The following is a 20,978-nucleotide window of genomic DNA, read 5'->3' as shown; positions in this document are numbered from 1 at the left end:
GTTTAGGCAAACAGTTTTAAAACTAATATTTTATTTGCATTAATCAGAATTTAATAGCGAAATGAGGAAGACTGTTACATCACCAGGCTGTTTTTTTTATATGATCCGGGTGTTTGCCCGGTAATATTCCTGAACACCCTCGAAAAATAGGCGAGGCTCTCAAAACCCGTTTCGGCGGCTATTTCATAAAAAGGCAAACTGGTTGTGGTAAGCAACAATTGCGCGCGTTCAATGCGTTTTGATTGAATGTAGGTTAAGGGCCGTTCGCCGGTGTTCTCAAAAAAAAGGCGCGAAAAATAATCGGCATTATGGTTGGCGCGTTTGGCCAGTTGGGCAACCGTAATGTTTTGGTGCAGGTTGGTTTGTATATAATTGATAGCATCAGATATTTTGGAGTGGATGATGCTTTTATCTTCCATCAAAAAAACATCCGGTTTTAAAAACATCGATACCAATTGCAAAAGCAAGCCGTAAGTTTCCATATAAGCCGATGCATGCATCAGTTGGTTCAATTCCTCAAAGTTTTTTTGCACCGGGCGCTTCTCGTAAACTTTGGGATTGTAGGATATATACAAACTCCTGTTAGGGTTTAGTTGTAGTATTCGTTTAAAACATGCCAGGGCATTATCGGCGGCTTTTAACTTGAATATTTTACGGTTTGATGAAAACAGCGAAGCCCCGTCAGCAGATTCCTCGGCAAAGCAGATGTAGTACTGGCTTAAATAGTTGTCGCAATAATAATTGCAGGTGGTAAAACTCGGCACCAGGTATATAAAGCCGGGCTCCAGTTTAATGCTGCTATCGGCATTATATAGCACACCTTCACCGCCGTCGATATAATAAAGCCGGTAAAATGTACTGGTCACGTTTTTATAGTTCCAGTTTTTGTTCAGCTCTACATGATCAATGTTCAGTAAATTGAATGTCGATCTTAAAACGCTTTTGTTCATACCTGTAAGGGGATGCAATTTAATGAATTTATCGTCAGAATGACCCGTAAAAGTCGGATTTGTGCAAATTGATGTGGCCTTTGTGAAATTTTTATTCGGCGGCTCCGCGTAGCTTTATCCAGATTATCAAACCTGATAAATTGTATGATGCTGAGGTCTTTTTTAGTAACGCTGAGTGCCGTAATGGTAACAGGCAGCGGTTTATTTTTTTATTCATCGGCTGTGGATTTGCCCGCCGATGTGCAAAAAGCATACGATGCCCTGCCGCCAACGGTTGATTATAACATTGATGTAAAGCCCATACTATCCAACAAATGCTTTGCCTGCCATGGTCCCGATAAAAACAAACAAAAGGCGGGTTTAAGGTTGGACATAGCTGCAAATGCCTACGCCGAAATACCCGACGATATAGGCGTGGTAGCCATTAAACCCGGCGACCTGCAGCATAGCGAGATGGTAAAACGCATTTTATCAACCGATTCAACCTACCTGATGCCTGCTCCCGAATCGCACCATACATTGTCGGCTTATGAAAAGGCTGTAATTATAAAATGGATAAAAACAGGGGCTGTATACAAACCCCATTGGGCCTTTGTAAAACCGGTAAAGGCGGCTGTACCGGTGGTTGACGGCCTTGTGAATAACCCTATTGACAACTTTGTGCTGGACAGGCTTAAACGGCAAAATCTGCTGCCATCTAAAGAAGCCGATAAAGAATTGCTATTACGCAGGCTTTCGCTTGACCTTACCGGCCTGCCGCCAACGCTTAAAGAGATTGATGATTATTTAAAAGATGCATCGTCCAATGCCTATGAAAAACAGGTAGACCGCCTGCTGGCATCGCCCCATTATGGCGAAAAAATGGCTGTAGACTGGCTGGATGCCGCCCGTTTTGCCGATTCGCATGGGTACACGGTAGATAGGATAAGGGATATGTCGCCCTATCGCGATTGGGTAATTAAGGCTTTTAACAGCAACTTTAGCTACGATAAATTTATCCAGTGGCAATTGGCCGGCGATTTGATGCCGCACCCTACAAAAGATATGATCATTGCTACCGCTTTTAACCGCAATCACCAGCAAAATATGGAGGGGGGCGTTGTTGAGGAGGAGTACCAAACGGAATATGTGATTGACCGTACCAATACCTTTGGCAGCGCTGTATTAGGCATGACTGTAGGCTGCGCCAAATGTCATGACCATAAATTCGACCCGATATCGCAAAAAAATTACTACCAGCTGTTCAGCTTTTTTAATAACGTAAAAGAGGCGGGGCAAATATCCTGGGACGATGCCTTGCCAACGCCAACATTAATGCTGCCAACGGCTCAAAAGGAAAAAATACTTACTTTTATTAATGACAACATCGCGCTGCAAAAAAACACCATAGCCCAAACAGAAAGTAAGGCTATAGCTGATTTTGATAAATGGCTTGCCGATGGTAGGTATAAAGAACTGGCCACCGAAAAAATCCCTGCCAATGGCTTGCAGGCCAGTTTCAATTTTGATAGGAGTGACCTGGCAAGCAGCGTAAACCCTAAAGATTTGGGCACCATGAAACGCGAAGGCGGCCAGGCCGGCGATGCACCTTTATTTGAGGCTAAGGGCGATGGTAAGGCATTGGCCTTAAATGGCGATACCTGGCTGGATTTGAATAAGATTGGCGTCTTCCGCAAATCGCAGCCCTTTAGCATCGGTATTTGGGTTAACATTCCTAAACAGTTGGGCGAAGGTGTTATTTTCCATAAAGGTAACTCCGAACGGCTGTACAATTTCAGGGGCTATCATTTATACCTCAAAAACAATAAGCTGGAACTCAACATGGCCCACACAGGGCCTTCAAATGCTATAACCCTGGTTACCGTTGACGATGTGCCCCGCGATAAATGGATGCAGCTTACTGCTACCTATGATGGATCGGCAATTGCCGCCGGTTTTAAATTGTACCTGGATGGCAGCGAAATGAAAATGGAAACCACCATGGATCAGCTTACCAAGGATATTTTATTTATGGGCGACGGCCAGCCCGGTTTACAGGTTGGCGCCTGGGAACGCGGGCGTGGTTTTAAAGATGGCAAGGTAGATGATATTGTGGTGTACAACCGGACCCTTACCGCTTTCGAGGTGAAAATACTGGCGCAAAAGGATAGCTGGCAGCAGGTGGCTGCAAAAAGCAAGGATGCCCTGGGTGCCGATGATATTGGTAAGCTAAAAGCCTACTACCTTACCGCCGTTGACCCGCTGATGTTGGTCGAAACAAAAAAGTTAACCGCTTTGCGCACTACTTTATCCGATTCGACCGAAAACGTGGCCGAGTTGATGGTGATGCAGGAAATGGCTAAGCCGAAAAACTCATACCTGCTTAACCGCGGCAATTACGATATGCCCGGCGAACAGGTTTTTCCCAACACGCCCGAGGCGATACTGCCATTTGCTGCTGATTTGCCTAAAAACAGGTATGGCCTGGCGCAATGGGCTACCAATGCCGATAATCCGTTGGTTGCAAGGGTAGCGGTAAACCGTTTGTGGCAAAACTTTTTTGGAACCGGCCTGGTGAAAACCAGCGAAGACTTTGGCAACCAGGGCGAAATGCCAAGCCACCCCGAATTGCTTGACTGGCTGGCCACAACCTTTGTTGAGCAAGGCTGGGATATGAAAGCTTTGAACAAACTCATCGTGATGTCGGCTACGTACCGCCAGGATTCGCGGCCGGCAAAAGAGGCCGCCGAGAAAGATCCCGAAAATCGTTACCTGTCGCACGGCCCGGCGTACCGGATGCCTGCCGAGATGATCCGCGACAATGCCTTATTTGCCAGCGGGTTGTTAAATACCCAAATAGGCGGTAAAAGTATAAAACCATACCAGCCTGCCGGTTTATGGGAGATTAACAATACCACCTATACGCCGGATACAGGCAAGGCGGTGTACCGGCGCAGTTTGTACGTTATCGTAAAACGATCTGTCCCCAACCCAACATTGGCTACTTTTGATGCGCCATCGCGCAGCTATTGTATTATCCGCAGGCAAAAAACCAATACGCCATTGCAGGCTTTGGTAACCCTGAATGATCCTACGTTTGTGGAGGCCGCCAAAGTTTTGGGCGAGCAAATGACCCGAAACGCTGATGGCAAGGCAGCTATAACCACCGCCTACCGCAAACTAACCAGCCGAAACCCCACAGCCGACGAAGTAAGCCTGTTAATGGCCCTGCAACAGGTAGAACTCAAGAAGTTTAAAACACACCCCGAGAAACAAAAGGGCTGGCTTACCGCCGGCCAATACCAGGTAGATAAAAAACTGGATGGCGCTTTAATAGCCGCCAATACCGTGGTGGCGAGTGCCATTTTAAATTCAGACGCATCATTAACCAAAAGATAAAACACCATGTCAGATTTTCACCATGATGAGGAATTCAGGCTGCATACGCCGGAGTTTAATGAGCTTCACCGGAAGATGGACAGGCGCAATTTTTTAACCAAAACATCACTGGGTTTGGGTGCGCTTGCCGTTGGATCGTTGTTTGGCAACAGTGTTTTTGGCAGCCCGCTTAAACGCCAGGGCAGCCTGGAGGATGATATTTTGAGCGCCCTGCCGCAAATTGCACCGAAGGCCAAAAGGGTAGTATACCTTTTCCAGGCGGGCGGCCCATCGCAATTTGAAACTTTTGATTATAAGCCCAAACTGGCTACCATGCTTGGCCAAAACCTGCCCGATTCGGTACGGCAGGGGCAAAGGCTTACCGGGATGAGCGCCAACCAGAGTGTGCTGCCACTGGCCCCATCATTTTGTAAATTTAACCGGCATGGCCAAAGCCAAATCTGGATGAGCGAATTGATGCCCTTTACCGCGCAGGTGGTAGATGAGTTGTGTATTGTAAAATCGCTGTATTCTGAAGCTATAAATCACGATCCGGCTATAACTTTCCTGCAAACCGGAAACCAGCTACCGGGCAGGCCATCGATAGGCTCCTGGATTAGCTATGGTTTAGGATCGGATAATCAAAACCTGCCTACTTTTATTGTGCTGGTTTCAAAAAACGCACCTAAAGACCAGCCTTTGTATGCCCGGCTATGGGGTAACGGTTTCCTGCCATCCAAGTTCCAGGGAGTGCAGTTTGGTTCGGGTAAAGACCCTGTTTTGTTCCTGAATAACCCCGAAGGCTATGATGGCGCAGATAGAAAGGAAATGCTGGAATACCTGTCAAAACTGAACAACCTCCAAAACGCCGCCTATGCCGATCCGGAAGTTGATGCCCGCATAGCGCAGTATGAAATGGCTGCCCGCATGCAAACCTCGGTACCCGAGGTAATGAGCACCGCCAACGAGCCCAAAGAAATTTTTGACATGTACGGCCCCGATAGTAAAGACCCCGGCACCTATGCTGCCAATTGCCTGCTGGCGCGAAAACTGCTGGAAAAAGATGTGAAGTTTGTGCAGCTATACCACCAGGGCTGGGATCAGCATAGCAATCTGCCATCGGGCATAGCCGGCCAATGTAAGGCCACCGACCAGGCCACCGCTGCGCTGATTAAAGACCTGAAACAACGCGGTATGCTGGATGATACCCTGGTTATCTGGGGCGGCGAATTTGGCCGCACAGCATACTCGCAGGGCAAGCTAAGTGCCGACAATTATGGCCGCGATCATCACCCGCGCTGCTTTACTATGTGGATGGCCGGTGCCGGCGTAAAACACGGCATCAGCTATGGCGAAACGGATGATTTTAGCTACAATATTGTAAAAGATCCGGTGCATGTGCACGATTTCCAGGCCACGCTACTGCACCTGATGGGTATCAACCACGAATTGCTTACCTACCAGTTCCAGGGCCGCCGTTTCAGGCTTACCGATGTGGAGGGGAAGGTGGTGAGGGATATATTAAGTTAGTTTTTTTAGTAGCAAGTAGTAAGTATCAAGATTTTTTGCTTTTACTAAAGGTTGAGGACAGTTGGCGCTGCCTGTGATTTGTTGTTTTATACAGAACATAATCGGCAATGCATGGTTATTATCATATAATAAGCATCAACATGGAACTCAGAATATCACATCCTTTTTGGCAGGTTATGGGGTTGGGCGCTTTGGCCGGCATGCGGTCGGCGTCGGCGCCGGTTATTGCCAGTCATATATTAAGCCATCATCAAACCAAACGACTCGATCACTCGCCATTAAAGTTCATGCAGTCCAGAAATGTCGCGCTGGCGTTGAAAATATTGGCAGCAGGCGAAATCATCGGCGATAAACTGCCCTCGGCTAAAGACCGGGTTAAACCGGTTTCGGTTGTGTTCAGGATGATGTCCGGAGCGCTTGCCGGCGCCAGTGTGTATAAAGCCACAGGAGGCAACCCGGCTACCGGCGCTTTAATTGGCGGCGCGGCGGCATTTGCATCAACATTTGGCAGCTTTTGGTTACGTAAAGATGCTGTAAAAGCAAGCAATGTAACCGACCCGTTTGTTGGCGCTATAGAAGATGCCCTGGTAATTGGCAGCGGTATTGAATTTTCAAAAGCAGCTTAAGCCTCGGCTTTAGGCTGCAAATATTTTTCAAGGTTACTAACCTCGTTCCTGATTCTTGGCAAGCTGCCAGGGTAGTTTTGCTGGATAAAGCCAACCAGGTTTTCGCGGATATAGCAGCGCAGGTCAAATGCTTCTGAAGAGTTGCGGGCGCTCATGAGTACCCGTACCTCAATGTTGTTTTCTTTGGTATCCGTTACCTGTACCACCTGCACTTTTTTATCCCACAGCGGGCTCAAATTAATCAGCCGCTCAAACTCCGTACGGATAGCATCCAGCGGAATAGTATAATCCACATACAAAAACACCGTGCCCAAAATTTCGGATGAGGTGCGTGTCCAGTTTTGAAAGGGCTTGGTGATGAAGTAGTTGATAGGGAGTATCAGCCTTCTTTTATCCCAGATGTTAAGCACCACGTAGGTTAGCGTAATCTCCTCCACGCGGCCCCATTCGCCTTCCACCACCAACACATCATCAATACGGATTGGCTGGGTAAACGCTATCTGGAAGCCGGCCAGCAGGTTACCCAATGAGGTTTGCGCCGCAAAACCTACAATTATACCGCCTATACCAACTCCCGTTAACAAACCTGTACCAATTTTGCGCATGCTGTCAAAACTGAGCAGTATGATGGCAATGGTTACAAACACAATAAGCACCACCAAAAACTTGCGGATAAATTGTATTTGCGTGCGCACTTTACGCTCAACCAGGTTATCGGCCTTGTTCAGGTCGTACGTGTGGTAGATGTAATCTTCGAGTACCCTGATGGAGCGTACCAGGATACCGGCGAATGATATGGTCAGGAAAATCTCGATTGTTTTATCAAGCGGACTAAGGTAGGCCTTATCCATCCGCATCAGCGGGATAAACAGGTTAAACAGGAATAAAGGGATGAAATATGTGATGGCCTTGCCCAGGTTGACAATAACCGACCTGAAGAAAGAGTAATCCGTCTCTTCTTTTTTTGCATATACCCTAAACAAACGTGTAACTGCAAGTTTTATGAGTAAACCTACCAGGATAGCTGTTACTGTTATAATAAGGTTCCATACGAAGGCAGGGATTTGTTTAGAAAATTCAAGCAGATCAGGGGGGAGTCTGTTAATGATATTCATGCTTATAACGTTAGTTAATTACTATCATAAATACTACGAATGTAAAATTGTTTTAACAACACGTAATCAAAGGGGTGTTGCTACAGTTATGTATAGATTTTTTGATAGATTTGTTTAAAAAGTCAGGAATTTAGTTTTTATGCTGACTGGAATTTAATAATTGATACGGCAATGGCTACAACCCACGACCATCAGGACATAAAAAGGGAAAAGATATTAGAGGCATCGTACGAGCGTTTTTTACATTATGGCTATTCAAAAACCACGATGAATGAAATTGCCGGCGACCTTTCAATGTCAAAAGCACTGCTGTATTATTACTTTCCGGATAAAAGCCAGCTGTACATGGCCGTAATGCGAAAACTGGCTGTAGACTACCTGAAAAAACTGGAAGAAAAGGCCGATACATTCGGCAGCCTTAAAGAAGCTTTTGTTTTCCAGATCAATACCCACCACGATTTTATTGTAAGTAATTATAACTTTTTTGACTTTTTCAGGCTTAACGAGCAAAATTTGCCAGATACCATTTGGGAAATTGTTGAGCAGGTGCACAAAGCCGAACTCACTTTGTTAACCAATGCTGTTAAAAATGAGATGGAAAAAGGCTGCATAAACCCGATTGAAAACCCCGAGGAATTGGTTGACCTTTTATTGGATGCCATGCACGGTATCAGGGTAGGCCCGGTATCTCAAAAGAAAAACAGTTTCCCCCGCAAAGAGCACCTGGAAGAGATCAGGAGCAAGAAGCTTTTGCTTACCGATATATTTATCAAAGGGTTGCTTTATTGTTAATACAACCTATTAAATACCGGTTAGTATTAAATGTCAGTATCCCGTAAAAATGACCGGGTTATCACACGCTTGCTGTATATTATAGATACCTTTGTTGTAACATTTAATTAATAGTACTTGTTAAAGTATCTATATATAATTTGTTTATACTTCCTATTTAATTAAGAGGTGATTGTTTTAGAGTGATTTAGCCGGATGGAGATTTATTTTTCATCCGGCTTTTATATTTATGACCTGTTGGGCGGGTGATCTGCTTTAAAATTTCGCTCCCTTTTTGTTATCAACCCTTAACCGATTTAAGTACGGTAAGCGGGATTTGCTTAAATATTGTACTTACCTCAATTTCGTTTATAGCAGTAAATGTTTTCCCTCCGGTTATTGCCCGCCATTGGGAAGGTGCAGCAGGCGGTAAAACAACCCGGGTGTTTTGCCAATCCAGCTCATGTGGCCTGGTGCTGTCGGTGTTAATTTGGGCCAGGTGTAAAGGCAGGGCTACAATATACCAACCATCGTGGCTGCTCCGGGCAAATGCTATCATATTGTCCTGGTATTTGCCCTTAACTGTCAAGGGAATATAATCACCATTTTTAAATACCTGCGGATTATCTCTGCGTTGGTTAAATAATACGCTGGTAAGCCAAAGCTTGATGTGGCCGTTGTAGCGGTTTTTCCAAAGTGCTTTAACATCGGTTTTATTACCGGCTATAGCATCCAGTGCTTTCGCCCTTAAGTTATAGTCCACCGGGCGGCGGTTGTCGGGGTCAACCATGCTTAGGTCCCAAAGTTCGCAGCCCTGGTAAACATCCGGCACACCGGGGCAGGTAAATTTTAAAACCGTTTGTGCAAGCGAATTGATAATGCCATAATCTGCAACCTTTTTCAAAAATGGCAAAAAGCTTTTCATAAAATCGCTCCTGGGTTTCAGTATGGCGTTTACAAACTTTTTGGTGCCGTCCTCATAAATCTCATTGGGCTCGGCCCACTGGGTATGCAGTTTGGCTTCGCGCAGGCCTTTTACCAGGTATTCTTCAATGCGGTTGGCAAAGTCATCGTGGTCTTCGCCGGGCATGGGGTAGCTGCCGGTAATGGTTTGGTAAAGCAGGTATTCGTCGTTGTCGTCGGGTGCGTTGTTGGTTTTGGCCCCGCTGTTAATAGTTTGCCAGTGTTTTACAATGGTTATCCATTCGGCCGCCATATCGGTGATGGCGTTTAGCCTTGCCCTTACGCCTTCGCCGCGTTTGGTATCGTGCGTGGCAGTGGCATTTATAGCCAGCGGCCAACGTAGTTGCCGGTTTACCATCATAGCATGAAATTCATCAACCGGCAGGCCAAAGGTTTCCGGGGTATCGCCAACCTCGTTGTGGCCTATAAACCTGTCGTACGTGTACATCAGCGTGTCCTCAACTCCCTTGGCCATTATGGGGCCAGTAAACTGCATACAGCGCTGGTAAAATTGCAGCGCGCGGCTGTTATAATCCGCATTGCCGTTTTTCAATAATACGTTTTCTAACAAACGGGCGGCTGCTTCAATTTCGGGTTTTGCTTCGCGGATGTTTTTGAATATGTCTTTTATGCCCTGCTGATCTTCTGCAGCTAAAGGAAAACTATTGCCATAATAACGGTACACGGGGCAACGGATCAAAAATTCGGCTATAATAAGCTTAATATTGTTTTCTTTGATGGATGATGCATCGGCCAGCTCCAGGTCGCAAAACAGTTGGTAAAGGTTTTGCAATTCGCCGGCCATGTGCTCATATAATATCAGCGATTTCTTTTTTAGGATAGCCTTGTTTACGGGTAACTTATCCCGGGTAATATCACGGTAAAAGGCGGCAAATTGCTTTTTACTTTCGGCCTGGGTAAACAGGTTGTTCACGGCGGCCAGGAAGTCGTACCCGGTAGTGCCCTCAATGGGCCAATCTGCGGGCAAGGCCTCGCCATCTTCCAGTATCTTTTCAACTACTATATAAGTTTCTTTGCCCGCAAAAGTACGCAGGCGTTGCAGGTACCCTGCGGGGTCGTATAAGCCGTCGATATGATCTAAACGCAGGCCCTGGATAATATTTTTATCCAACAACTCCTTAACCAGCTCATGGCATTTATCAAACACCTTAGGCAATTGCATATTAAGGCAGATAAGGCCGTTCACCGTAAAAAACCTGCGGAAGTTGATCTGCTTTTCGGTTTCCTGCCAAAAGCAAAGCTGGTAATATTGCTGGTTGGACAGTTGGCTGAGCAAATCTTTGTCGCCATTAATATGGCTTACAACGGCCCGGAATATCTTTTTTATTGCGGGTTGTTTATGCAGCGATGCCAGTTGTTCTTTAAGTTCGGCAAAACTTAATGCGAACGATACATCGCCATCTGCCTGCTGAATCTGTTTAGCTTCTTCAACCAGTTCGCTGATGATTTGCGTAGGCTGCCGCACCAACTCCAGTATGGTAATGTAGGAGCGAAGGTTTAACGGGTATTGCTGATCGCCGCAGGCAAAAGCAAAACCGTTGCCGGCAAATACCATTTTAATTTGGCCCTGCAGCAAGGCCTCCTCAAACGGAACGCCTAAAAACGGTACCATTACCCGGCCGTCATAAACGCGGGCCGACCACGAGATATCAAAAAAATCTGCATAGGCAGATCGCCTCCCTTTTTCCAGCACATCCATCAGCGACTGGTTATTGGCGTGGTAGGCCATGTGGTTGGGTACAATATCCTGCAGCCAGCTGATGTTTAATTTTTTAAGTTTTTTGCTGATGCTTTCCAGTTGCTTCAGCGTGCCAATTTCGGGATTGATGCGCAGCGGGTTAACCACATCATAACCGTGGGTGCTGCCCGGCGTTGCTTCAAAAATAGGCGAGGCATACAACGTGCCGATGCCCAATTGCTGCAAATACGGAATAATGGTATCTAAATGCTTAAAGGTAAAATCCTTATTGAACTGAATTCTGTACGTTGCAGCCGGGTTATGCATAATATTGGGTGTATATCAATATAGATTCGGGCGGTACCGATATCTCGCCTGTATTTATTATTGCCGGTGACGCTACCGGCCCGTTCCATTTTGGCTCGGCAGAATCAAAAAGCTTTTGCCATTGTTGGTTGTTGCCGTCTATATTCAGTTCCTGATCCTTTTTACTGAAGTTGAGTAAACAAAGCACCCGCTGCTCATCCGTCCATCGCTGGATGATGAGTGTTTGGGCGGCCTCATCAACTTTTACACTCATATTATTCCGATCGGTATTTTTAAATGCAGGCTGTTGTTTTTTGAGGCTGATGAGTGTTTTGTAATAATTCAGCATTAGTTGGTGTTGACCTTTGTGAGGCAACGTCCAGTTGAGTTTGGAGTTTTCAAGGGTGCTTACAGCCTGCGGGTCTGGTGCTTCGCCTTCGGCATGAAAATCGGCAAATTCGGCTTTGCGGCCTTTGCGCACGGCTTCAATCAGCTTTTTATCAGTATGGCTTACAAAAAACTGGAAAGGGTTAGTTTCGCTCCATTCCTCGCCCATAAACAGCATAGGTAAAAACGGGCTTATCATGACGGCTCCGGCCATCAGTTTTTGCATCCCGAAGCTAAACAGCTGGCTTGAACGTTCGCCCAGCATACGGTTGCCCACCTGGTCGTGATTTTGCGAGAATACCACAAACTGCCGCCCGTTAATACCATCGGTTTGGGTGCCGAAGGTTTTTTGCCGCTGTTCTGAATATTGGCCATGGTATACATAGCCGTTTTGGTAGGCATTGGCTAAATCGGCTATGCCATTAAAATCGGTATAGTAGCCGTTGCGCTCGCCGCCTGCTGCAACCCGCAGGGCGTGGTGAAACTCATCTATCCATTGGGCATCAAAGCCATAACCACCCTTTTGTACTGGGGTAATATACCGGGCGTCATTCAGGTCGCATTCGGCAATTAAATAGTGCGTTTTACAGCTTTGCTGCGCCAGTTGGGCAACATGTTCGGTTATCTCCTGTAAAATATGTACAGGGCTAAAATCCCTGATAGCATGTACAGCATCCATCCGCAAGGCATCTATGTGAAAATCGCGCAACCACATGAGCACATTTTCGATAAAATATCGTCGCACCTCGTCGCATCCGGCATCATCAAAATTAATGGCTGCTCCCCAGGGCGTGTGGTATTTATCGGTGAAGTAGGAACCAAACCGGCCAAAATAATTGCCCTCGGGACCTATGTGGTTATAAACTACATCAAGAATAACTGCCAGCCCCTTATTGTGGCAGGCGTTTACCAATTGTTGCATGCCTTGCGGGCCGCCGTAGCTGTTTTGCGTGGCAAACGGAAAAACGCCGTCGTACCCCCAGTTTCGGTCGCCGGGGAACTGCGATACCGGCATAATTTCGATGGCTGTAATCCCCAGGTCAATTAAATAATCCAGTTTTTCTTCAATGCCCTTAAAATCACCTTCGGCGCTAAAAGTTCCGGTGTGTAATTCGTAAATAATATAATCGCTCAATAACGTATTTTGCCATTGCTGGTCTGTCCAGTTGAATGATGTTAAATCAACAGCTTCAGACGGGCCGTGTACGCCTTCGGGTTGCAGCAGCGATGCCGGGTCGGGCAATTGTTTACCATCCACCTTAAACCAATAGGTAGTGCCTGCTTTTATTTTATCGGTATCCAGCGTCCAGTATCCGCGTTCCTGTTTGGTTAGGTTAAGTTGCGCATTGCCTGTTTGCAGTGTTACCTCTTTAGCATCCGGTGCCCAAACGTTTACCGTGGCAAATTTATCGTTGTTAAAATTAACCCCTAATGTTCTGTTAATGATGTTTTGTTTCGCCATTGTGGATAAGCTGATGCTGAAGCAGTACTACCGACCGCCCTTCAACCTGTATAGTTTCATGTGCTTTAAATGTTCCTTTGGTTTCTTCGTTGGGGTTTTTATTGCTGTCTATCAGCAAGTCCCAGTCGTCGGCGTATTCTGATGGCGGCAACTGGTAGCTTAAAGGCTGGTCATGCGCATTGAATATGATATAGAAACTATCGTCTACCACCTTATTTCCTTCGGCATTAACGCTGTGCAGCCCCAATCCGTTTAAAAATACGGCTACCGATTTGGCAAAATTGTGGTTCCAGTTATCCTCTGTCATTTCCGAGCCATCGGGCAAAAACCAGGCAATATCGGCTACGCCGCTTTTCTTTTCAACCTCGCCCTTAAACCAGCTTTTGCGCGAGAAAGCCGCATGCTCTTTCCTCAGCTTAATCAGTTTGCTGGTAAATACCATCAGGTCTTTATCCATGGTTTCCCAATTTATCCAGCTTAGTTCATTATCCTGGCAGTAGGTGTTGTTGTTACCTTTTTGAGTACGGCTCATTTCATCGCCGGCCACCAGCATAGGCACCCCCTGCGATAAGAAAAGCGTGGTTAAAAAATTTCTTTTTTGTTTTTCGCGCAGTTCGTTAATGGCTTTGTCGTCGGTTGGGCCCTCAACCCCGCAGTTCCAGGATCGGTTATGGCTTTCGCCATCGTTATTGTCCTCGCCGTTGGCTTCGTTATGTTTTTCGTTGTAGGTTACCAGGTCGTTAAGTGTAAAGCCATCATGGGCGGTTACAAAGTTGATGCTGGCAGTTGGCCTGCGGTATGATTTGTAAAGATCGGAGCTGCCGGTGATCCTGTCGCCAAATTCGGCCAGTGAGCTTTCGGTACCACTCCAGAAATCACGGATGCTATCGCGATATTTGCCGTTCCATTCGGCCCATCCCGGTGGAAATTTGCCTACCTGGTAGCCGCCTTCGCCAATATCCCAGGGTTCGGCAATCAGTTTTACCTGCGATATGCAGGGATCCTGGTGTATAATATCAAAAAAAGCGCTCAGCCGGTTTACCTCGTGCAACTCGCGCGCCAGGGTAGCGGCAAGGTCAAACCTAAAGCCATCCACATGCATTTCCAGTATCCAGTAACGCAGGCTATCCATCATCAGGCGCAATACATTGGGCAGGTTGGCATTCAGCGTGTTACCGGTGCCGGTGTAGTCCATATAATACCGGTTATCATCGGCCAGGCGGTAGTAACAACAGTTATCAATACCGCGGAACGATAGGGTAGGCCCCATCTCACTGCCTTCGCCGGTATGGTTGTAAACCACATCAAGTATTACTTCAATGCCCGCTTTGTGCAGCTCTTTTACCATGGTTTTAAACTCGGTAACCTGCTCGCCGCGTACACCGCTTGATGAGTAGCGGGCATCGGGTGCAAAAAAGCCGATGGTATTATAGCCCCAATAGTTGGTTAAGCCTTTTTCAACCAGGTGCCTGTCATTTAAAAAATGGTGAATAGGCATCAGTTCGATAGCTGTTATGCCCAGCTCTTTTAAATATTTGATAGTTACCGGATGACCGATGGCGGCATAGGTGCCCCTAATCTCTTCCGGGATTTCGGGATGCATGTTGGTGAAACCTTTAACGTGGGCTTCGTATATCACCGAGTTATAGTACTCTACACAGGGGGCTTTATCGCCCTCCCAATCAAAATTATGATCAATAACTACCGATTTGGGTACAAAGGCGGCATTATCGGTTTCGCTAAAACTCAGGTCTTTTTCATCGTTGCCTATCTGGTAGCCAAATAGGGAGTCGTCCCAGTTAATGGTGCCCGATATGGCTTTGGCATATGGGTCAAGCAAAAGCTTATTAGGGTTAAAACGGTGTCCGTTTTCGGGCTCGTAGGGGCCGCTTACCCGGTAACCGTAAAGCTGACCGGGTTTTAAACCGGGAATATAGATGTGCCAGATGAGTTCGGAATATTCGGTAACCGGGATCCTTTCTGTTTCTATTTCGTCTTCGGGGCTGTGAAACAGGCAAAGTTCAACGCCGGTAGCGTTCTCGGAATATAGTGTAAAATTTACGCCCTTGCCATCCCATGTTGCTCCAAGTGGGAATGATTTACCGGGGTACGTTGTTATTTTCATAGGGGATAGTGTCCGTTATTAAAAACTTAAATTGTCAGTTATTTAAGGAAAATGGCAATGATTTGTTTGGCTGTTAAAAATTTTTTTTACCATCTGTTTGTTGATAATGACATTGTAAAAAAATGAACACAATGGTTGCTTAGGGTTTAAAATTGTTAATTTATAATTGATGGTTACAAATAAACTTCTGTAGCTTTGTATATCTATTATAATAAACCTATGAGTAAAAAAATATTTGTTGTTGAAGACGATGCAGATCTGTCTGATGCGATACAGATGATCCTGCATGAAGAGGGCTATCGAACCGTTGCCTCTTTTGATAAAAACTCGATAAAGGGTGTTATATTACACATGCCCGATATGGTATTGGTTGATCATAAGCTAAAAGACGGCTTTGGCAGCGAGCTTTGTGTTGCTATCAAAAAGCACCCTTTAACCTATCATATCCCTGTTATCCTGATTTCCGGTTATCCTGATTTGGCAGATATTGCTAAGGCGTGCGGTGCCGACGCATGGTTAAGCAAACCGTTTGAACTTACCGATTTAACCCGCCTGGTTGATCATTATTTAAAACGCGCCGCTTAATTAGTAGTTAAGCTTAGTTTCTTTTTGAGGCTGGCAATGTTAAGCAACCTACACTGGTTAGCCCGTTAATAATAGCAACCGTTAGGGTTAAATATTAAATAAGCTGTGGTTGCCTTTACTTTGCCAAATCTAAATCCCTTATCTGCTTATCCTGTAGTTTTGCAAAAAATATAACCATACAGGTTGCGCCAATCATCGCGAAAAGCATATCTGATTGCGTATCCCAGATATCGCCCTGGGTGCCTAAAAATGAATCGCCGGATGAACCGGAAGCCACGGATACAAACCACTCTATAAACTCATATAATACGCTGATGGTGGTACAAACGCAAACCGTTAGTACGGCCAGCCAACCGCGTTTTTGGATAATATTTTTCCTGATAAATAATTCCCGGGCTATCAAGGCAGGTACAAAGCCCTGGGTAAAATGGCCAACTTTATCGTAGTTATTACGTGCCTGGTGAAAAATATCCTTTACCCAATCAAACAGTGGCACCAGCGCGTAGGTATAATGGCCACCTATAAACAAAACATAGCAATGCGCCAGTATCATGATGTAGGTAAAATAGCTGAACCTGAATTTGTTGAATGTTAAAACCAGGGCGATAAAACCTAAAATTGCCGGAAAAACTTCCAATATCCAGGTGAAATAATCATGCGGATATATGGCCGAGCCTATTAAGCCGGCAAAAAACAGGAACACTAACAGGTAGTATTTTTTCATGTTACAATATGGGTATTAATTTCGGATAGTCGCAACCAGCCCGATAATTTGTCGCGCCGGTACCGTGTTGTAAAGAAATACAGGTGTTAAATTTGATTATTAAACCTAATGGAGATGAAAGAGAAGAACAACAGCAACCCATTGCAAAAACTTTCGAGCCCGGCACAGCGCGCCTTAGCCAACGCCGGAATAACGGATATAAACCAGTTGTCGGCCTGGCACGAAGCTGATTTTATGAAACTACATGGCACAGGCAAAAAGGGCCTGCAAATACTTAAAGCATTAATGGCCGAAAGGAATATTGCGTTTAGGCAAGCGTAAATTGCGCTATCAGCTTAAATTGACATCGGGTGTTCCGGCTGCTTTTCTTTTTGACCTGATTTTCAATAACTGGTATAAAACGCCGATTACAAATACGGCAACAAGTGTCATTAAGCCCATTTTAGCCACGGGATCATTAGGATCTGCGGCCAGCGGATGACTGATGGGTAATCTGGTTAAGGTTTCGATGGTAGCTGGTATCATGGAAAAAAACAAGGTGAGCGACATGATGAAAACCTGTACATATTCGGCCGATTTTCCTAAAAAACTAATTGATTTGGCGTAAATGCCCAAAGGTAACGCTGCTAAAACGATAACAGCCAAACCATGGCCCGCGGTAAAGTGCCCGGTTTTCATGATGGGCAGGGCTGTAAGGCAACCGATAATAGTAAACAAGATATATAATTTACCGGGACCGCTTTTCGGATCGATTTTCCCCTGGCGAAATAAAGCATAAAGTGCAACAAGTACGGCAAGGATACTGATAGCAGTGTGGAAAATTCCGAGTGGAGACAGGTGATTAGGCATAATGTGATGTTTTAAGGGTAAGTAGCAATGTATTTAAAACTGCCGGTAGTACAACCGGTGGTTCTAAACTACACAAATGCCATTATATTTGCAAGCGGCTATAAAACAAGTGTTTATTTTAAGGCTTTGGCTATGGCTTCTTCGGTAACCTTTGCCATAATTTTATAACCTGCCACATTGGGGTGTACACCATCGGTTGTTAATTCGGCCTTTTGCCCGTTGCGCTCGTCGGCCAGTGGCGAAAAGTAGTCGAGCAAGGTAAAGTTATTAGCTTCGGCATAGGCCTTAATTTCTTTATTTAAGCTGATAATCTTATCGGCTGGTTTAAGGCCTTTACGCCATGGATAATCAAATACCGGGAGGTACTGGCAAAGGATTACTTTGATACCATGCAGCTTAGCCAATTCGGCCATCGAGCGTACATTATCCATAATAGTTTGGTTGCTCACATGCCCGGTATTCGCGGCAATATCGTTACTGCCGGCCAGTATAATAACCGCTTTGGCTTTTAAATCAATTACATCCTGCCTGAAACGGATTAACAACTGCGGCGAAATTTGACCGGCAATGCCGCGGTCGAGATATGGTCGGCCGGAAAAAAATTCGGGCACCCTGGCCTTCCAGAACTCAAATATCGAACTACCTAAAAAAACCACGCGTTTTTCGCCGGGTTTGGGTTCGCCTAACTGTTGGTTTTCCTTTTTGTAGTGCGATAGGGCAGCCCAATCGTCTTTAAAGTCTTCTTTTGCCGTATCAGGTTTGCTTTGCTGGGCAAACAGGTTCATGGCAAAAAAAATAGCCAGTGCCAGGGAATAAATACGTTTCATAACTGCGTTTTTCGGTTTAAACAAAAATAGCAGAAATATCTCCGCCGCACTAAGTTTATTGTCAGGTGTATAAAAGGCGGCTGTAAGGTAATATAAAGGTGCATGAAAGGTGTTGCAAAGGGGGCGCCAACAGTATGCGAAAAGAGCTGTTTTATTTTGATGAAGGATAACGGTTTTAATACTGTATCCTTAATTAATTAAGTTTGTTTAAAATTAAATTAATTAATAGTTATAAAACCTTTGCTTTGTTTTCTTGTTATCAAAATATATCTACCAACACTATGAAAACTTTTAACGAACATGAGTCAGTAATTTACACCGATGCGCGGGGCAACACAGTTGATACCTTTGTGATATTTGATACCGATAAAATTACCGGTCTTACGCACATCAATCATATGAACTTAAGGGTTCCAACGGATAGTTTACAATTACACCCGGCGTCTATTGCCAAATGGAATTTACCCATGAAGGACGCCTTTAGTTTCCAGATATTTAAAAAACTGAAAGAAAAATACCGGGAACCTGCTATCCCAACTGTAAAGCGTACATTAACTGCCGAACCTGGTTACAAACTGGCAAAGGCCTCTTAATAATTAAACCAAAATATCATTCAATAAAAAACTCCGCCCTTGAATAACAGGTCGGAGTTTTTTTATACTGTTGGTATTGTTAGCTGATGGCGCTGGGGAGACATTGCAGAGGAGGTAATGCTGATAATAACTAACCTAAATATTTATGGATATTTAATTTATTAAAAGGGGTGGAAAGAAAAAGCTATTATCGTTATTAAAAGCAAGCAAAGTTTATTGCAAGGTAGACGTTGTCATAAAAAAGCATCACATAAAATCTTATATTGCAGCGTTTTTAAAAATCACAAAACTACCTCAAAACCTAAATTAAATAGCCAATGGCAACCTCAAGCGCAGTTACAGGCGGTGTTATAGTTTCGTTTGCGATTAATGTTGACGCGAAGCCTATTGCTGATGCATTAATGATAGTATCCGTTAACGTAGAAAAGAAAGTGAACTGCATCCCGATAGCCAGGATCATAATATTAGATGGCAGGGCAGATACCGGCACATTTGACGCCAGCTCATCAAGTACCTTTGTTCCCGGCGCTTCCATCACTATCGAAGCCGGTTATGACTTGAGCAATAGCTTAATATTTAAGGGTATTATAACAAAGCAAACAATTCGTGTAGACAGTTTAGTAGGATCGGCACTGGAAATTGAATGCATGGATGTGGCTGTTAAAATGACTGTTAGCAGAAAGTGCGTAACCTTCGTTGATAAAAAAGATAGTGATATAATTGCTTCCATTGTATCAAGCTATGGCCTCTCGGCCAATATCACGGCCACCAATGTTGTGCGGCCACAACAGGTTCAGTATTATGTAACAGATTGGGCTTACATTGTTTCGCAGGCAGAGGCAAATGGCTTGCTGGTGGTTGCTTTAAATGGAAAAATATCGGTAGTAAAACCTGATGCCGATACCACACCGATTATTACTGTTGGTTACGGAGAAAGCTTATTGGAATTTAATGCCAGTTTAAATTCGGTATCGCAGTTGGGCAGTATCACATCAAATTCATGGGATTATGCACAGCAGATAGTTAATACGGCCAACGTGGTAAACAGTATTGCCGGTCCGGGTAACCTTACGTCGAAAGCATTATCTGAGGTAGTTGAGTTAGCTGACTATAGACAACAAACAACAGCTGCCCTAAATACGACCGAATTAACAATCTGGTCAAACGCGCAGGTTATTAAAAGCGCTTATGCCAAAATTTTAGGCAACGCTAAATTCCAGGGAACTTGTTTAGTGGAGCCTGGTAAATATATTACACTTCAGGGTCTAGGTGACAGGTTTAATGGTGATCATATTATTTCAGGCGTTACTCACAATATCAACGACGGCAACTGGTTCACAGAAGTTGCTGTCGGACTGCCGGCAGATTGGCTTATCGAAAAAGCCGATGTAATAGCGCCGTCGGCGTCTGGCCTTTTGCCCGCAACACATGGCCTGCTTAACGGAACGGTAAAAGCAATCGGTGCCGATCCGGACAACCAATTCAGAATCCTGGTTAATGTACCTATGTTTGATCAAGGTGAAAATGGCCTATGGGCAAGATTATCCAATTTTTATTCAAGCAGCGATGCCGGTGCCTTCTTTTTGCCCGAGGTTGGCGACGAGGTTGTATTAGGTTTTTTAAATGAAGATCCCCGTTACCCAGTTATTTTAGGAAGCATGTATAGCAATCCTAAGTTAAAAACCCCTTTTGCCGCCGATCAAATTAATTCTATTAAAGGCCTGAAATCGCGGTCGGGTATAACTATACAGTTTGACGATGAAAATGAGGTGCTAACATTATCTACCCCTGCCGGTAACAATGTGGTGATTAGTGATAAAGATAAACAAGTAACTATAAAAGATCAAAACAGCAATAGTATTATTATGGCGGAAGGTGGGATTACGATTAAAAGTGAAAAAAATATAAATTTTGAGGCCGGTCAGCAAATCAATATAAAAGGTACCCAGGGAATAAATATCCAGGCATCTGGCGGAGATGTGAATGTGAATGGAATGAACATTAAAGAAATTGCAGACATGCAATATTCGGCAACCGGCGCAGAGACTGCTGAGTTAATGGGCGGAATGCAACTGACGCTGAAAAGTGCCATGATAATGATTAACTAAC

General features: G+C 44.9%; 16 protein-coding genes. 8 read left to right on the top strand and 8 right to left on the bottom strand.

Annotation, left to right across the window (positions count from 1 at the left end; translation table 11 throughout):
• Nucleotides 1-74 precede the first annotated feature (74 nt).
• Nucleotides 75-950: a helix-turn-helix domain-containing protein gene (locus AC1DU2_RS23935; protein ID WP_477387463.1), complete on the bottom strand. Its 876-nt coding sequence runs from the start codon at nucleotides 948-950 to the stop codon at nucleotides 75-77.
• Between the two features lie 144 nt (nucleotides 951-1,094).
• On the opposite strand from AC1DU2_RS23935, the gene AC1DU2_RS23930 reads away from it, so the two are divergent.
• The 3 genes from AC1DU2_RS23930 (at nucleotide 1,095) to AC1DU2_RS23920 (ending at nucleotide 6,463) form a co-directional block, all read left to right on the top strand.
• The gene (locus AC1DU2_RS23930; protein ID WP_477387461.1) at nucleotides 1,095-4,328 is read left to right on the top strand and encodes a DUF1553 domain-containing protein; all 3,234 of its coding nucleotides are present in this window, start codon (nucleotides 1,095-1,097) and stop codon (nucleotides 4,326-4,328) included.
• A gap of 6 nt (nucleotides 4,329-4,334) precedes the next feature.
• A complete protein-coding gene (locus AC1DU2_RS23925) occupies nucleotides 4,335-5,837 on the top strand; it encodes a DUF1501 domain-containing protein (protein WP_477387459.1) in 1,503 nt (500 codons plus the stop codon).
• A gap of 140 nt (nucleotides 5,838-5,977) precedes the next feature.
• Complete coding sequence (locus AC1DU2_RS23920) at nucleotides 5,978-6,463, top strand: DUF4126 domain-containing protein (RefSeq protein WP_477387457.1); 486 nt, start codon at nucleotides 5,978-5,980, stop codon at nucleotides 6,461-6,463.
• Here the strand turns inward: AC1DU2_RS23920 and AC1DU2_RS23915 are convergent.
• Entirely contained in the window at nucleotides 6,460-7,578 is a 1,119-nt protein-coding gene (locus AC1DU2_RS23915; RefSeq protein ID WP_477361244.1) for a mechanosensitive ion channel family protein, read from the bottom strand. The genes AC1DU2_RS23920 and AC1DU2_RS23915 overlap by 4 nt on opposite strands.
• Nucleotides 7,579-7,749: 171 nt before the next feature.
• Between AC1DU2_RS23915 and AC1DU2_RS23910 the strand changes: the two genes are divergently transcribed.
• Nucleotides 7,750-8,370 (top strand): TetR/AcrR family transcriptional regulator, encoded by a 621-nt coding sequence (locus AC1DU2_RS23910; RefSeq protein ID WP_477361242.1) that lies wholly within the window; start codon nucleotides 7,750-7,752, stop codon nucleotides 8,368-8,370.
• Between the two features lie 280 nt (nucleotides 8,371-8,650).
• Here AC1DU2_RS23910 and treY read toward each other — a convergent pair whose 3' ends face one another.
• The 3 genes from treY to glgX are packed head-to-tail and all read right to left on the bottom strand — an operon-like array spanning nucleotide 8,651 to nucleotide 15,291.
• Complete coding sequence (gene treY / locus AC1DU2_RS23905) at nucleotides 8,651-11,338, bottom strand: malto-oligosyltrehalose synthase (RefSeq protein ID WP_477387455.1); 2,688 nt, start codon at nucleotides 11,336-11,338, stop codon at nucleotides 8,651-8,653.
• Nucleotides 11,331-13,166: a malto-oligosyltrehalose trehalohydrolase gene (gene treZ / locus AC1DU2_RS23900; protein ID WP_477387453.1), complete on the bottom strand. Its 1,836-nt coding sequence runs from the start codon at nucleotides 13,164-13,166 to the stop codon at nucleotides 11,331-11,333. Before treZ ends, treY begins: the two co-directional genes overlap by 8 nt.
• The gene (glgX, locus tag AC1DU2_RS23895) at nucleotides 13,144-15,291 is read right to left on the bottom strand and encodes a glycogen debranching protein GlgX (protein WP_477387451.1); all 2,148 of its coding nucleotides are present in this window, start codon (nucleotides 15,289-15,291) and stop codon (nucleotides 13,144-13,146) included. Before glgX ends, treZ begins: the two co-directional genes overlap by 23 nt.
• Nucleotides 15,292-15,510: 219 nt before the next feature.
• Here glgX and AC1DU2_RS23890 point away from each other — a divergent pair, with 219 nt between their 5' ends.
• A complete protein-coding gene (locus AC1DU2_RS23890; protein ID WP_477361234.1) occupies nucleotides 15,511-15,876 on the top strand; it encodes a response regulator in 366 nt (121 codons plus the stop codon).
• Nucleotides 15,877-15,991: 115 nt separating this feature from the next.
• Here the strand turns inward: AC1DU2_RS23890 and AC1DU2_RS23885 are convergent, their stop codons facing one another.
• Nucleotides 15,992-16,600 (bottom strand): DUF2238 domain-containing protein, encoded by a 609-nt coding sequence (locus AC1DU2_RS23885; protein ID WP_477387449.1) that lies wholly within the window; start codon nucleotides 16,598-16,600, stop codon nucleotides 15,992-15,994.
• Between the two features lie 114 nt (nucleotides 16,601-16,714).
• Between AC1DU2_RS23885 and AC1DU2_RS23880 the strand changes: the two genes are divergently transcribed.
• Nucleotides 16,715-16,921, top strand: coding sequence for a helix-hairpin-helix domain-containing protein (locus tag AC1DU2_RS23880; protein WP_477387447.1), 207 nt, complete (start codon nucleotides 16,715-16,717; stop codon nucleotides 16,919-16,921).
• Nucleotides 16,922-16,930: 9 nt separating this feature from the next.
• On the opposite strand, the gene AC1DU2_RS23875 is transcribed toward AC1DU2_RS23880, so the two are convergent.
• Both AC1DU2_RS23875 and AC1DU2_RS23870 read right to left on the bottom strand, forming a co-directional pair.
• Nucleotides 16,931-17,449: a DUF2306 domain-containing protein gene (locus AC1DU2_RS23875; protein ID WP_477387445.1), complete on the bottom strand. Its 519-nt coding sequence runs from the start codon at nucleotides 17,447-17,449 to the stop codon at nucleotides 16,931-16,933.
• Between the two features lie 113 nt (nucleotides 17,450-17,562).
• Nucleotides 17,563-18,276, bottom strand: a complete 714-nt coding sequence (locus AC1DU2_RS23870; RefSeq protein ID WP_477387443.1) for an SGNH/GDSL hydrolase family protein — start codon at nucleotides 18,274-18,276, stop codon at nucleotides 17,563-17,565.
• A gap of 281 nt (nucleotides 18,277-18,557) precedes the next feature.
• Here AC1DU2_RS23870 and AC1DU2_RS23865 point away from each other — a divergent pair, with 281 nt between their 5' ends.
• On the top strand, nucleotides 18,558-18,869 hold the full coding sequence (locus tag AC1DU2_RS23865) for a hypothetical protein (protein ID WP_477387441.1): 312 nt from the start codon (nucleotides 18,558-18,560) through the stop codon (nucleotides 18,867-18,869).
• 317 nt (nucleotides 18,870-19,186) lie between these two features.
• Nucleotides 19,187-20,977, top strand: a complete 1,791-nt coding sequence (vgrG, locus tag AC1DU2_RS23860; RefSeq protein WP_477387439.1) for a type VI secretion system tip protein VgrG — start codon at nucleotides 19,187-19,189, stop codon at nucleotides 20,975-20,977.
• Nucleotide 20,978: the final 1 nt, after the last annotated feature.

Source organism: Mucilaginibacter sp. P4_C11, assembly GCF_056402115.1.
This window is presented reverse-complemented; position numbering and strand designations above follow the sequence as displayed.

Coding starts and splice junctions, on each gene's coding strand:
- AC1DU2_RS23935 (WP_477387463.1), bottom strand. CDS start 950: ATGAACAAAAGCGTTTTAAGATCGACATTCAATTTACTGAACATTGAT.
- AC1DU2_RS23930 (WP_477387461.1), top strand. CDS start 1,095: ATGATGCTGAGGTCTTTTTTAGTAACGCTGAGTGCCGTAATGGTAACA.
- AC1DU2_RS23925 (WP_477387459.1), top strand. CDS start 4,335: ATGTCAGATTTTCACCATGATGAGGAATTCAGGCTGCATACGCCGGAG.
- AC1DU2_RS23920 (WP_477387457.1), top strand. CDS start 5,978: ATGGAACTCAGAATATCACATCCTTTTTGGCAGGTTATGGGGTTGGGC.
- AC1DU2_RS23915 (WP_477361244.1), bottom strand. CDS start 7,578: ATGAATATCATTAACAGACTCCCCCCTGATCTGCTTGAATTTTCTAAA.
- AC1DU2_RS23910 (WP_477361242.1), top strand. CDS start 7,750: ATGGCTACAACCCACGACCATCAGGACATAAAAAGGGAAAAGATATTA.
- treY (WP_477387455.1), bottom strand. CDS start 11,338: ATGCATAACCCGGCTGCAACGTACAGAATTCAGTTCAATAAGGATTTT.
- treZ (WP_477387453.1), bottom strand. CDS start 13,166: ATGGCGAAACAAAACATCATTAACAGAACATTAGGGGTTAATTTTAAC.
- glgX (WP_477387451.1), bottom strand. CDS start 15,291: ATGAAAATAACAACGTACCCCGGTAAATCATTCCCACTTGGAGCAACA.
- AC1DU2_RS23890 (WP_477361234.1), top strand. CDS start 15,511: ATGAGTAAAAAAATATTTGTTGTTGAAGACGATGCAGATCTGTCTGAT.
- AC1DU2_RS23885 (WP_477387449.1), bottom strand. CDS start 16,600: ATGAAAAAATACTACCTGTTAGTGTTCCTGTTTTTTGCCGGCTTAATA.
- AC1DU2_RS23880 (WP_477387447.1), top strand. CDS start 16,715: ATGAAAGAGAAGAACAACAGCAACCCATTGCAAAAACTTTCGAGCCCG.
- AC1DU2_RS23875 (WP_477387445.1), bottom strand. CDS start 17,449: ATGCCTAATCACCTGTCTCCACTCGGAATTTTCCACACTGCTATCAGT.
- AC1DU2_RS23870 (WP_477387443.1), bottom strand. CDS start 18,276: ATGAAACGTATTTATTCCCTGGCACTGGCTATTTTTTTTGCCATGAAC.
- AC1DU2_RS23865 (WP_477387441.1), top strand. CDS start 18,558: ATGAAAACTTTTAACGAACATGAGTCAGTAATTTACACCGATGCGCGG.
- vgrG (WP_477387439.1), top strand. CDS start 19,187: ATGGCAACCTCAAGCGCAGTTACAGGCGGTGTTATAGTTTCGTTTGCG.